The sequence below is a fragment of the Pseudomonas sp. MWU16-30322 genome, assembly GCF_020515535.1.
In the GTDB taxonomy this organism is placed as follows: Bacteria; Pseudomonadota; Gammaproteobacteria; order Pseudomonadales; family Pseudomonadaceae; genus Aquipseudomonas; species Aquipseudomonas fluorescens_H.
This window is the reverse complement of the sequence record NZ_JAIWYL010000016.1, coordinates 36511-49254: the sequence shown is the minus strand read 5'-3', so window position 1 is coordinate 49254 and position 12744 is coordinate 36511. Positions and strand designations below refer to the sequence as shown.

The window sequence follows — 12744 nt, the reverse complement described above, 5'->3', positions numbered from 1 at the left end:
TGGGAAGCGGGGACAAGCCACAGGCTCGGCCGCCGCAAGCCCGCTCCCACAGGGTTTGGTTTACACAATCAATTCCGGGCTAGAGCCGGCGTTTGCGATTGAGGCTCGGGATGGTGGTTTGCGGGATGACCACTTGCTGCGCCTCGGGTGTGGTGCTGAGCGCCAGCGCCGCCAGGGTCGGCTGGCTGAACAGCGCCCGGGCGTCGGTGTGCAAACCGCTCTGACGCATGCGCGCCACCAGACTCACTGCCAGCAGCGAGTGCCCACCGAGTTCGAAGAAGTTGTCATGGCGACCGACCTGTTCGACGCCGAGGACTTCAGCCCAGATCTGCGCCAGCGCGGTTTCGACTTCACCCTCGGGCGCCACGTATGGGCGGTTGATCACCGCGTCTGCACCCGGTTCCGGCAAGGCTTTGCGATCGATCTTGTCGTTCGGTGTCAGCGGCAAAGCGTCGAGCAACACGAACGCGCCCGGCACCATGTATTCCGGCAGGCGCTCCAGCACATGGCTGCGCAACGTCTCAAGACTCGGTGCTTCCACGCCCGAGCGCACGGTGTACCAAGCCACCAGACGCTCATCACGGACCATCACCACCGCCTCGCGAATCGCCGGATGTTCGATCAGCCGCGCCTCGATTTCCCCCGGCTCCAGGCGCAAGCCACGCAGCTTGATCTGGAAGTCGTTGCGCCCGAGGAATTCCAGCTCGCCGTGGTGGTTGCAGCGCGCCAGATCTCCCGTGCGGTAAAGGCGATCCCCCGCCACAAACGGGCTGTCGATGAAGCGCTCGGCCTGCATTTCCGGCAACCCGTGATAACCACGCGCCACGCCGACGCCGCCAATGTGCAACTCACCGCTGACGCCTTGTGGCACTGGTTGACCGTACGCATCAAGCACATACAGCCGCGTGTTGCTCAGTGCTGTGCCGATTGGCACCACGTTGCCCGGCACCGGCATGTCTGGCTCCAGCGTCCAGCCCGTGCTGTCCACCGTGGTTTCAGTCGGTCCATAAACGTTATGCAACCGCACCCACGGCAGGCGATCGCGCACTTGGCGCGCCAGCGCTGCACTTAGTTCGCCGCCACCGTTAAGTACATCGGTCAGGCTGGTGCACTGCTCGACACCGTCCTGTTCGATGAACTGCTGCAATAGCGCCGGAACGAACTTGACTACGGTTACCTGCTGCTCGCGAATGGTCTGCACCACATACGCCGAATCGCGGTTGCCGTCCGGTCGCGCCAGCACCAGACGCATCCCGGAGCACAGCGGCCAGAAGATCTCCCACACCGAACTGTCGAAGCTGAACGGCGCTTTTTGCAGCAGCGCGCCGTGTTCGGTCGGAGTACTGAGCTGCGAACCCCAATGCACCATGTTGCAGGCGCTGCGATGCTCGATCATCACCCCCTTCGGCAGCCCGGTAGAACCGGAGGTGTAGATCATGTAGGCAAGGTTAGAAGCACTCAGGCCCGGCACCTGCAAGTTGCCTGCCGGCTGCTGCTCCCAACTGCCGTGATCCAGATTGATCAGCGTCACACCCCGCTCGCCCAGCAGTTGTCGCGTGGCGCCATGCACCAGCAGTGCGACAGGCGCGCTGTCCTGCAACATGTAGTTCAGGCGCTCCAGCGGATAGTCCGGGTCCAGCGGCACATAGGCGCCGCCCGCCTTGAGGATGCCGAGCAGGCCGACCAGCAGATCCAGCCCGCGCTCGACGCAGATCGCCACACGCGAGTCCGGTTGCACGCCGACTTCGCGCAGGTGATGGGCCAGGCGATTGGCGCGCTCGTTGAGTTGCGCATAGGTCAGGCTTCGCTCGCCGGCCTGTGCGGCAACGGCGTGCGGTTTGCGCTGTACCTGTGCTTCGAACAACCTGTGCAACGGCTGCTCCAGCGGACAATCGACCTCGGTGGCGTTGAACGTGATCAGCAAGCGTTGCAACTCCTCCGGCTGCAGGATCGGCAACTGATTCAGCGGCTGTTGCGGTGTCTGTTCCAGAGCCTGCAGCAAACCGTGTAACGCGGTTTGCATGTAGCCGCAAATCCGTTGCGCGCCGATCTGGACGACGGCCCTGCCGGTGAGGCGCATGCCGTTGCCAAAATCGTCCACGCTCATGGTCAGCGGGTAATTGGTGCGCTCCTCGTTGGCCAGGGTTTCGATGCCTTGCCAGGCCTGGCTGGATGGTTCCAGCAGTTCGGATTCGTCACTGTGCCGATAATTGAGCAGCGCGCTGAACAGCGGTGACGGCGAGGCCACGCCGCTGCAGCGTTGGGCCAGTGCCAGCGAAGCGTGTTCATGCCCGAGCAGCGCGGTCAGCCGCGCATGGGTGGTGCGCACCGCGTCCAGCACCCCGGCGTCGACATCGATGCGCAGCGGCAAGCTATTGATAAACACACCCAAGGCGCGGTCGGCACCCTCGCCCCCCTGCATGCGCCCCATCAGCACGGTGCCGAACACCACGCGCTGCTGGCCCGAAGTCGCCGCCAGTACCCGCGCCCACGCCAGATGAATGAGACTGGCGACGCTGACACCGGCCTGTCGCGCCTGGGTGCGCAAACGCTGATACACGTCCGCCGGCAGCACCTGCTGCGCTTCCTCGATACCGTTACCGTCGCCCTGCACTTCCTGCAGCCCGAACGGCAGGGTCGGCTCGTCGATGTCCGCCAGTTGCGCGCGGAAAAACACCTCGTGTTCCTGCTCCGTGACACCCAGCCGCGTCTGCGCCACGTAATTGCGATACGGCACCGGCGGCGCCAGCGCCACGTCCTGCCCCGACAGGCTGGCCTGCATCTCGCCGCGCATTACTTCAAGAGCGATGTGGTCCATGGCCAGGTGATGGAACAGCAGAATGCCCACCACCCGATCCAGCGCCGGATCGCGGGCATACACCAGACGCATCAGTGGCGCCTGACTGACGTCGAGGCGATAACGCCGGGCGTTGAAGCGCGCGTGCAACTGATCGAGGATCGGGCCGTTGGCCGGGTCCAGCTCGACCTCCTGCAACGGCAGAATCGCCTCGCGCCACACCACCTGCACCGGGGTGGTCAGGCCTTCCCAGAGCACCGCGGTGCGCAGAATGTCGTGGCGCGCCATGACCTGGCGCAGCGCAGCGGCGAAGGCTTCGACGCGTTCAAGACTGTCGAACGCCAGTTGCGATTGCAGCAGGTACGGATCGCCCTGAGCGGCGGTGATGTGGTGATAGAGAATGCCTTCCTGCAGCGGTGCCAGCGGATAAATGTCCTGCACGTTGGCGGCGCCGCCCGGCACAGTGGCCACGATCCGGTCGAGCGTCGGCTGATCCAGTTGCAGCAGGGGCAGCATATCCGGGGTGATGTGGGTGCAATCGGCGGTGATGCGGTTGGCCGGCACTTCGATCTCGCGACCGCTACCGACTGAAGCCGCCAGCGCCGCCAGAGTCGGTTGACTGAACAGCACACGCACGTCGCTGCTCAAATCGAGCTGACGCATGCGTTCGATCATGATCACCGCCAGCAACGAGTGTCCGCCGAGTTCGAAGAAATTGTCGTGACGCCCGACCCGCTCGACTTGCAGGACTTCGGCCCAGATCTGCGCCAAAGCGATTTCGACCTCGCCTTGCGGCGCCTCGTATTCGCGGCGGATCAAATCTTCCGCCCCAGGGGCCGGCAGCGCCTTGCGATCGACCTTGCCGTTGGCGGTCAGCGGCAACACCGCCAGACGCACATAAGCACTGGGCAACATGGCGCTGGTCAGGCGCGTTTTCAGGTGCGCGTGCAACGCGTTGATGTCCAGCGGCGCCTGCTCGGTGAACCACGCCAGCAGTTGCCCGTCGCGCACCAGTACCACCGCTTCGCGCACCGCCTTATGGCTGGCGAGTGCGCTCTCGATCTCGCCCGGTTCGATCCGTACGCCACGGATTTTCACCTGATCGTCGTTGCGCCCCAGATACTCCAGATTGCCGTCGGCGCGCCAGCGTGCAAGGTCGCCGGTGCGGTAAAGGCGCGCGCCCGGTTCAGCGCTGAACGGATCACGCAGGAAGCGCTCGGCGCTCAAGTCAGCGCGGTTCAGGTAACCGCGAGCCACCCCGGCCCCGCCGACGTACAACTCGCCGCTCACGCCAATCGGCACCGGTTGCTGCTGCTCGTCGAGCAGATACACCGTGGCATTGCTCACCGGTTTGCCGATGTGCAGCGCCTGCCCGGCGTCAATGCGCCCTGAAGTCGCCACCACGGTGGCTTCGGTCGGTCCGTAGTTGTTGATCACTTCGAACGATTGCTGACGCGGGAACTGACGCAAGCGATCGCCACCGATCAGCAGCGTGCGCAACGTCGGGTGATCGAGCTGGCGGCTGAACGCGTATTCAGCGATCGGGGTCGGCAAAAAACTCACGTCCAGCGGCTGCGCACGCCACCAGTCGAGCAGCGCATCAATGTCTTCGTTGCCATCGCTGAGCGGCGCCAGGTGCAGGATCGCGCCCACGCACAGCGCCGGCCAGACCTCCCAGGCCATAGCATCGAAACCGAAACCGGCCAGGCTTGAGGTATGGCTGCCGGCATGCAGGTCGAAGACATCAGTGTGCCAATCGACCAGATTGCACAGGGTGCGGTGCTCGACCATCACCCCTTTGGGCAGGCCGGTAGAGCCGGAGGTGTAAATCACATACGCAAGGTTTTCCGGGGTCAGCCCCGGCACCTTCGGTGCGCCGACATGGGCGGTGGACCAGGTCGGGTGATCCAGTTCGATCACCGGCACCGCCAACGCCGGCAGGTGCCCGCGCAACGCACTCTGGGTCAGCACCGCGATTGGCGAGCTGTCCTCCAGCAGATAGCTCAGGCGCTCGGCAGGATGCGCCGGGTCGAGCGGCACATAAGCGGCACCCGCCTTGAGAATGGCCAACAGCCCGACCAGGGTGTCGAGCCCGCGCCGGGCGACGATGGCCACCCGGTCATCCGGCCGTACACCGAGATCGAGCAGATGATGAGCGAGTGCGTTGGCGCGCTGATTGAGCTCGGCATAGGTCAGGCAATGCCCTTGATGAACCGCCGCCAGCGCCTGTGGTCGTTGCGCGGCCTGGGCCTCGATACGCTGATGGATGGTCGTCGCGCTCGGGTATTCCACTCGTGTCGCATTCCACTGCTGCAGCAGCGCACTTTCTTCGGGCGTGCTCAGCGCGAAATCCGCGACAGGCAGGTTCACCGCCTCCAGCCCTTGCTCCAGAATCAGCAACCAGCGGTCGGCCAGCGCCTTGACCTCATCGGCGGCAAAAAACGCTTCGCTGTAGATCAGGTAGAGGCGCGCGTCGTCATTGGTCAGATTACTCAGCAGGTGCACCGCAAGCGGCGTGGCCTCTTCCTGGTTCGAGGCCTTGATCATCCGCCCCGACGCCTCGCCATAGCGATAATCGTGAGTGCCCTGCTCGTAGGACACCGTGACCTCGAACAACTGCGAGCGCTCCTCACGCAGCAGGCCCAGGGCACGGTTCATCTCACTCACGGAAAAACGCTGATGGCGGAAATCCTTGCGCAGTTCCTCACGGATCGTACTGATCAATTCAGCGAAGGTGCGTTCGCGGCCGAAGCCCATGCGTACCGCACTGACCTGGGCGAACAGCCCAAGCGTGGACTTGAAGCGCGCGCCGGAGCGATTGAGGATCGGCAGCCCGACGACCCATTCGTCACGCTCGGCGGTACGGCTGAAATACACGTGCAGCGCCGCCAGCAACACATGGAATGCCGAAGCGCCAAATTCCCGGGCAACCTGTTTCATGCGCTGGTGCAGCAGCGCCGGCATGGGCTGCGCATGGACCTGCGTCTGCGCGGCATTGCCGGCCAGGCTCTGCTGATATCGCGGCAGCAACAGCGGCTCGGGCAATTGTCGGTACTTGTCCAGCCAGTAGGTGCGGTCCTGCGCATAACGCGGCGACGCGTGATAGCGCGCATTGTCTTCGATGAAGTCGATGTACGACGGCGCCGAAGCCGGCACAGGCCGGCCCTGCGCCAGCGCGTTATAGATTTCGTCCAGCGACTTGAACATTTCGCCGAAGCTCCAGCCATCGACGATCAAGTGATGAGCCTGAGCGGACAACCAATGGCGCTCGCCATCAAGGCGGATCAACAGAAAACGGAACAGGCAGCCGCCGTCCAGCACGAAGGGCTGATTGATGCGCGCCTGCACCAGGGCCCGCGCTGCCGCCTCCGGGTCAGTGTGCGTCGACACATCGTCGATCGGCATCGGCACCGGTAATGAGCGGGCAAACTGCTGCAGAGGCAAGCCATCGACACCGGCGCCCGGCAGCAGGATCGTGCGCATCGCGTCATGCCGGGCCACCAGCGCTTCGAGGGCGGCGTGCATGAGTGCCGGATCCAGCGGGCCGCTGAGGTCCATGTACCCGCCAATGTTGTACAGCGGCGAATCACCGCGACTCAGCTGATCCAGCCAGATATCCAGCTGCGCAGCGGTCAGCGGATACGTCTGGAGCGATGCGGACGGCGTGGCCGCCGCAGGAGCAGAAATAGGCGGCATAAGATCCTTCTCATGTGATTTTGCGCCTATTCAAGCATCGGCCCCGTTGCCGACATGACACGTGAAACCCGGACAACCCCACCCCGTGCGCGGGCCTGTCAGTGCTTGTTGACCCTGACTGGGCGGGAACTATCTAAAAGTTCGGACAGGAAACACTGAAAAACTTGTAGGAAAAATGCCACACATCAGCGCTGCCATCGGCCCTCTCAGTTACCTCACAACAACGTAAATGTCCCGGTTTTCAAGACTTTTCCGTGACCAAACAGTCAGACAGCGCACGACATCTGTACCAAATGGCGTCAGAAGCCCGGCGCCAAGTTTCAGAAATGATGGCACTTTGTGTCCCTGTTTTCCCCTACAGACGTAGGACAAATCCATAGGCTTAAATCCCGCCCCAGATCAGTTTCAAGGAGGGACGATTGCGTGGGCGGCTTTTGCATAAACAGCGGACGACTCGGTGATGACTCGGAACCAGGGATGACAAGGATATGAATCTGACCGGCAGCATTCGCAACATGGAAAACCCGCACTTCTACTGGCAACTGGGGGAACTGATTGCCAGCACGGGCGACGATCATTTCGCCAGCAATATGTTCCAGTTGGTCGACACCCTGGTGCCGGTCAATCGCGTCGACCTCAGCGAGTGGATCCTCGACGAGCGCCAGGCCAGCGTGGTCGAGATCAAGGCACTGGGTAGCGCCGGCCTGCCCCAGACCTTCCCGCCACCGGACCCGCTGAAGAGTCCGGACGATCATCCGTTGTTGCAGAAGATGATCGAGATGAATGATTCCCTGCTGATTCAACTCAAAGCATCACTTCAGCCACGACATCCGCAGCACAGCGTCCACCAGTGCAATCTGGTGTCCCGCACCTCCAACCGCCGCTGTGTCATCTCGTTCTACCGACCGCATACGCAACGGGTGTTTTCCCTGCCGGAGCTGTCGTTTCTCAAAAGTCTGTCCGACACCCTGCTGCCGCTGATTGAACGGCACGCACACCTCAGTCGGCAAATCATCGCCAAACAGCCGCGCCCACCGTTGGCCGATCTGGAGCAGGCACCGTTACAACAAATGCTGGATGAGCGCCTGGCGCTGGGCGGCATCGTGCTGTCGGCGCGGGAGAAGGAAGTCTGCCTGGGCCTGCTGACCGGCGGCACCGTGCCGCAACTGGCCGAGAAGCTGCGGGTCAAGAGCAGTTCGATCGAGACCTATCTCAAACGGGCGACCGCCAAACTCGGGGTCAGCGGACGGCACGGGCTGGCGCGCTGGATGGCCGGCGCGTAACCGCGGGGTCATGGTTCAGCGGTGTTCGATAGTGGTGTGGGGACTCAGTTCCCGGCACGTGTTTTTTCTGCATGAGAGCGTCCGATGTTGCGCATTTCCCTGCTGTCCTTCGCCGTCCTGCTGGCCGGTTGTTCGTTGATTCCCGAGTACCAGCGCCCTGCCTCACCGAGCGCTGCGCAGTATCCGCAAGGCACCGTTTACCCGGCACCGACACAGGCTGCACCGCGCACTGAAGACTGGCGCACCTTGTTCAACGACCCGGCGCTGCAACAGTTGATCGAAAGCGCGCTGGTCAACAATCGCGATCTGCGGGTGGCGGCGCTGAACGTCGAAGCGTTCCAGGCGCAGTACCGGATTCAGCGTGCCGATTTGCTGCCGGCGGTGTCGGCTACTGCCAGCGAATCGCGCCAGCGCATGCCGCCCAGCGTGACCCGCGGCAAAGCGCTGATCAATTCCACTTACGCGGTGAATCTGGGCGTCAGTGCCTATGAACTGGATTTTTTCGGCCGGGTGCGCAGCCTCAGTGAGCAGGCGTTGCAAACCTGGCTGGCGACCGAGCAGGCGCGACGCAGTGCCGAGCTGAGTCTGGTGGCCAACGTCGCCAATGCCTACCTGACCTGGCGCGCCGATCAGGAGCTGCTCGAGCTGAGCCGCCAGACCCTGGCCGCCGATGAGCAAAGCCTGCGCCTGACCACGCGCAACCGTGACGCTGGCAAGTCCTCGGCGCTGGAACAGGCGCAGGCGCAAACCAGCGTCGACAGTTCGCGGGCCAATCTGGCGCGTTATAAACGCCAGGTGGCGCAGGATCTGAACAGCCTGACGCTGCTGGTCGGCGCTCAGGTCCCCGAGAAACTGCCGGCGCGGCCACTGTCCAGCGATCTGGTGCAACAACTGCCGGCCGGGTTGCCGTCGGATCTGCTGCAACGACGCCCGGACATCCTTCAGGCCGAGTACAAACTGAAGGCGGCCAACGCCAATATCGGTGCGGCGCGGGCGGCGTTTTTTCCCAGCGTCAGCCTGACCGCCAGCGCCGGCACTTCCAGCCGCGACCTCTCCGGACTGTTCAGCGGCGGATCGGGGGGCTGGACTTTCCAGCCACAAATCAACCTGCCGATTTTCAACGCCGGCAGCTTGCGCGCGAGTCTGGATTACTCGAAGTTGCAGAAAGACGTGGCGGTTGCCGAATACGAGAAATCGATTCAAACCGCGTTTCAGGAAGTCGCCGATGGCCTGGCGGCGCGCAGCACTTATCAGCAGCAATTGCAGGCGCAGCGCGACCTGGTGCAGGCCACTCAGGACTACTACAACCTGGCGCAGCACCGTTATCAGAATGGCGTCGACAGCAGTCTGGTGTTCCTCGATGCGCAACGTTCACTGTTCAGTTCGCAACAGGGTCTGATCACTGACCGGCTGGCGCAACTGGTGGCCGAGGTCAATCTGTACACCGCGCTGGGCGGCGGCTGGCGGGCCGATGAGGCGAGTGTTCAGTAGTCACTCGTCACTTTTTCTTACACCTTTTGTCGCCCGATCCTGCGCCGCGCGGCGATCCGTGGCCGGGGTCTGCCTTCAGTTTGGTATCATGCGCCGCTTTTACGGTTAACCCCCCGCCAGTCCTGCCGACTGACGGGCTGCAAAAGGCGGTATTAGATGACGGCTTTGTTGACTCGCCGCAAGGTGCTTGCGGGAATGGGCGTGCTGGGACTGGGCCTGCTCGCCGGCTGCGACACCCGTGGCCAACTGTCGTACAAGTACGGCAAGGACCTGAGTGACAAGATCCTCGGACGCACCTTCAAGCTGAGGAACACCGACGGCGAAACCATGACGCTGTCGAGCTTTCGCGGGATGATGCCGATGATCTTCTTCGGCTTCACCCAATGCCCGGCGGTGTGCCCGACCACCCTCGCCCGCGCCGCGCAAATCAAGAAGCTGATGGGCAAGGACGGCGACCGTCTGCAAGTGATCTTCATCACCCTCGACCCGGAACGCGATACGCCGCAGATCCTCGACGCCTACGTCAAAGCCTTCGACCCGAGCTTCGTCGCACTGTACGGCACGCTGGAAGAAACCCAGGCCACCGCCAAGGAATTCGACGTGTTCTTCGAGAAAGTGCCGGCGGGCGACACCTACACCATCTCCCACACGTCCACCAGTTACGTCTATGACTCACGCGGCCAGTTGCGCATGGGTCTGTCTGTATCGCTTTCGGCACAAGAGTGCACGGAAGATTTGCTCACTGTTATGGAGGTCTGCTGATGCACACCGTTTTGAACAACATCAAACGCGCCATTTTCGCTGTGTCCCTGCTGGGCCTGGCTTTTCAGGCTAGCGCTCAGACCAAGGTCGACGACGCCTGGGTGCGTGCGACCGTGCCGACCCAATCGGCCAGCGGCGCGTTCATGACCGTCACCGCTGACAGCGACAGCAAACTGCTGAGCGTTGCCTCGCCGGTGGCCAAAGATGTGCAGATCCACGAAATGTCGATGAAGAACGACGTGATGAGCATGGGCCCGGTCAAATCGGTCGACCTGCCGGCCGGCAAGGCGGTCACCTTCGACCCGAACGGCTACCACGTGATGCTGATGGGCCTGACCGGCCAGCTCAAGGAAGGCGAAAGCGTGCCGCTGACCCTGACTGTGGAAAACGCCAAGGGCGAGAAAGAAACCGTCGAAGTCAAAGCTGAAGTCCGTGCGCTGACGCACATGGAAGGTCACGATCACAGCAAGATGCATTGATCTGACTTGGCGGCAATAAAAAGGGGCGGCCTGATCGATGATCAGGTCGCCCCTTTTTTTGCGCGTTACGCGTCTCGCGCAATCGCCAGCGAATCACTGTCCTGCTTGTTCAAATTCAACGGTGCAGTCATTCGAGGATTTCGCGCCAGCAACCGCTTGATCCTGCCCCGCAATGCTTGATGCAAATAGCGCTTGCTCAACTTCTCCAGGTGCAGGTCCAGACCACTGACCAGAAGCATTTTGCGTTTGGCGCTCTCGGCCTTCAGCAGGTAGTAGACGACCAATCCCGCCGGCGCGCCCCACCAGTTGAAGAACGCCCCCGCCACTGCCGAGGTCGCCAGGCAGGCAACATACGGGAGGCTGACCGGGATGCGATGAATGAATTCTTCGTGAAGCATTTTCCCCTCCGACAGCGGCGTGAGCCGACCCTCGCAGTGGTTGAACACACAGACCGCGCTCTTGCGTTCGCCACCCGGCAGGCAACCGTAGAGCACCGAGATCTCTTCGCCCCGCTTGACCGGCAAATGCTTGTTGAACAGATCCAGCGGCAGATCACCCTGTGCAGTCCTGACCCAATACCGATCCTGATACTCGCCGGCAGGCATCAAAAACCGTTCATGGCGAACCATCGTTCCTCTGAAATCACCGAACTCGATGACGACCTTTCCACTTGTGAACGCTTGCATGGCTATTCCTGACATGTCGTCTTCAACGCTTTCGAGCCAATGCGTCACGCACACTTTCTCGGGACATCCCCGAGCTGGACCGCGGCACGGCTTGATCCACTGGCGCCTGTGCCAGCGATTTCTTGCGCTTTGCCACCTGACGCCATTGATAGCCGAAGTACCCGGCGGCAATGAAGAACCCCGGCCAGCCTGCAACCGAGCCGACAACGATCCACAGCCCGAGGGTGATCAGCACGGATTTCCAGGTGAACAGCTTCAGGCTGTCATCGACGGGCACCGTTTCAACCGGCGTCTGCTGCGCCAGCGGCATCTGCTGCACCCCATCCAGATCAAAGCGCAATGAGAAGTCCGCACCCGGTACCTGGACATTTATTTGATTGCCTTCAGCGGTATGCACCCGAACTTCGCCATTGACGACCGACACCGAACTGAAACTGATCTGGGTTTCGTGATGAATCTCGCCGTTGACCAAGGTCACGACCGTTCGTTGTTCGCCTTTAGTGGTTTCACGCATGTCGATTCCTTGAGCATTCCACGTCGGACGACGTGCAGAGGGAAAGTCCGTTGGGCTCGAATGCTACTGAGTGGCCATTAGGCTGTCCAGAAACAACCCGGTCGAGGTTTATGGAAAGCTTGCTTTACATAAGGAAAAATTTTAGCAAGTATGTAAAGGGTCTTTTACATAGGAAGTTGAAGAATGAACCGGTACTACCTTGAAATGGGCACAGCGCTGATCCTCTATATGCTGGTGTTGACGGCCTCAGTGATCGCTACGCAATACCTGACGGATGCCAACATGATTCTGCGTTCAGCCGTCGCGCTGACACCGATTATCCCGGCAGGATTGATGTGCTGGAGCATCGTGCGCAACATGCGGCGCATGGACGAAATGCATCTGCGTATACAGTTCGAAGCGCTGGGATTTGCCTTCGCCGCCTCGGCGCTGCTGACCTTCAGTTACGGTTTTCTGGAAAACGTCGGCGCCCCACACATACCGTGGACTTGCGTGTGGCCCGTGATGGGCGCCATGTGGATTCTCGGCCTGCAAATCGCGCGACGTCGCTACCAATGAAAAATCGCCTCAAGGCACTCCGCGCCGAGCGCAACTGGTCGCAGGTCGATCTGGCTGAACGCCTCAAGGTGTCGCGCCAGACGATCAACGCCATCGAAAACGAGCGTTATGACCCTAGCCTGCCACTGGCGTTTCAGATTGCCCGGGCGTTCGAGTTACCGATTGAAAGCATCTTCGACGACGGTTTGAACTGATCGCCGAATTGGCTGACGGTGGGCGATGCCTCAGAGTTGTCAGCTGCCGGCATCGCCATGCGCTTCTTCGATTCCAGCTGCCGTCGTGGTGTGGCTTTCATACAGTGCGGGCGACTTCCTTAAACAGCCTGAAACAATAAATCTGCCGTCGACAGCAGCGCGCCCATTCGCCGCTATCGGGCTGACACGAACGCCGGTCATGGCCTCAGGCCCTTTACCGCGCTTGCGAGAGCAGATCAGCCGCGTGTTTAAAAGGGCGATCAGACAGCCCACCCTTGGTATCA

Annotated in this window: 9 protein-coding genes; 6 read left to right on the top strand and 3 right to left on the bottom strand. The window is 61.8% G+C overall.

What is annotated here, in order from left to right:
• Nucleotides 1-79: 79 nt before the first annotated feature.
• Nucleotides 80-6493, bottom strand: a complete 6414-nt coding sequence (locus tag LCH64_RS26800) for a non-ribosomal peptide synthetase (protein WP_226501802.1) — start codon at nucleotides 6491-6493, stop codon at nucleotides 80-82.
• A 488-nt stretch (nucleotides 6494-6981) separates the two neighbouring features.
• On the opposite strand from LCH64_RS26800, the gene LCH64_RS26795 reads away from it, so the two are divergent.
• The 4 genes from LCH64_RS26795 (at nucleotide 6982) to LCH64_RS26780 (ending at nucleotide 10508) form a co-directional block, all read left to right on the top strand.
• A complete protein-coding gene (locus LCH64_RS26795; RefSeq protein WP_201137895.1) occupies nucleotides 6982-7776 on the top strand; it encodes a helix-turn-helix transcriptional regulator in 795 nt (264 codons plus the stop codon).
• An 84-nt stretch (nucleotides 7777-7860) separates the two neighbouring features.
• A complete protein-coding gene (locus LCH64_RS26790; RefSeq protein ID WP_201137896.1) occupies nucleotides 7861-9267 on the top strand; it encodes an efflux transporter outer membrane subunit in 1407 nt (468 codons plus the stop codon).
• A 156-nt stretch (nucleotides 9268-9423) separates the two neighbouring features.
• Entirely contained in the window at nucleotides 9424-10029 is a 606-nt protein-coding gene (locus LCH64_RS26785) for an SCO family protein (RefSeq protein ID WP_226501801.1), read from the top strand.
• Complete coding sequence (locus LCH64_RS26780; protein ID WP_226501800.1) at nucleotides 10029-10508, top strand: copper chaperone PCu(A)C; 480 nt, start codon at nucleotides 10029-10031, stop codon at nucleotides 10506-10508. Before LCH64_RS26785 ends, LCH64_RS26780 begins: the two co-directional genes overlap by 1 nt.
• 65 nt (nucleotides 10509-10573) lie before the next feature.
• Here LCH64_RS26780 and LCH64_RS26775 read toward each other — a convergent pair whose 3' ends face one another.
• Nucleotides 10574-11194, bottom strand: a complete 621-nt coding sequence (locus LCH64_RS26775) for a hypothetical protein (protein WP_226501799.1) — start codon at nucleotides 11192-11194, stop codon at nucleotides 10574-10576.
• Between the two features lie 22 nt (nucleotides 11195-11216).
• Entirely contained in the window at nucleotides 11217-11708 is a 492-nt protein-coding gene (locus LCH64_RS26770; RefSeq protein WP_226501798.1) for a hypothetical protein, read from the bottom strand.
• A gap of 183 nt (nucleotides 11709-11891) precedes the next feature.
• On the opposite strand from LCH64_RS26770, the gene LCH64_RS26765 reads away from it, so the two are divergent.
• Nucleotides 11892-12266, top strand: a complete 375-nt coding sequence (locus tag LCH64_RS26765) for a hypothetical protein (protein WP_103521077.1) — start codon at nucleotides 11892-11894, stop codon at nucleotides 12264-12266.
• Nucleotides 12263-12460, top strand: coding sequence for a helix-turn-helix transcriptional regulator (locus LCH64_RS26760; RefSeq protein WP_003224191.1), 198 nt, complete (start codon nucleotides 12263-12265; stop codon nucleotides 12458-12460). The genes LCH64_RS26765 and LCH64_RS26760 overlap by 4 nt, the downstream gene beginning before the upstream one ends.
• The last annotated feature ends 284 nt before the right edge of the window (nucleotides 12461-12744 follow it).